1 protein-coding gene and 1 rRNA gene are annotated in these 588 nt (G+C 56.8%); one reads left to right on the forward strand and one right to left on the reverse strand.

Features of this window, described 5'->3' with window-relative positions:
* On the forward strand, window positions 1-188 hold a 188-nt coding region (locus tag E0H73_RS47845), incomplete at its 5' end, for a hypothetical protein (RefSeq protein WP_238164703.1).
* Between the two features lie 313 nt (window positions 189-501).
* Here the strand turns inward: E0H73_RS47845 and E0H73_RS45610 are convergent.
* Window positions 502-588, reverse strand: a 16S ribosomal RNA gene (locus E0H73_RS45610); the annotation flags it as partial.

Raw genomic sequence — 588 nt, forward strand, 5'->3', positions numbered from 1 at the left:
TGCCCTTAGTAGCTTGTCACAAAAACAAACAACAAAAAGCAAAATTACGCTACAAAGAGATGCTCGCGTCCACTATACAGTTCTCAAAATACGGGCAGGCTACCGACCCACATTCACCACACACAAGCGAGAAACATCCTCAAGGGAAACAACCCACCCATCAGATGAACCCACCAGCAGTTTGGTGAGAGCCGGCCCCAGCCACCATGTCACACCCACTCTCGCGAGTCGGTGCGACTGTGACCCAGAGACAACCAGTCCAAGACTCTTCCGAGCCCAGGCCCGATTCCTCAGGACCCAACAGCGCGCCTCGGCCCTTCACCCACACTCACTCACGTTCCACGCCACCCCCGAGAGGGCAGCAGTACTAGCTCGATCGATCGGGATCCAGGCCTAATGGTCAATGTTCCACAGTCCGAAGCACCATCACCCCGAGACGAACGCTCGAGCAGTGATGAGTAGGCACCAGACTCTTACGAGCCGGCGCCGAGTGCTCCTTAGAAAGGAGGTGATCCAGCCGCACCTTCCGGTACGGCTACCTTGTTACGACTTCGTCCTAATCGCCAGCCCCACCTTCGACGGCTCCCT

Source organism: Kribbella pittospori (assembly GCF_004331465.1).
GTDB classification, from domain to species: domain Bacteria; phylum Actinomycetota; class Actinomycetes; order Propionibacteriales; family Kribbellaceae; genus Kribbella; species Kribbella pittospori.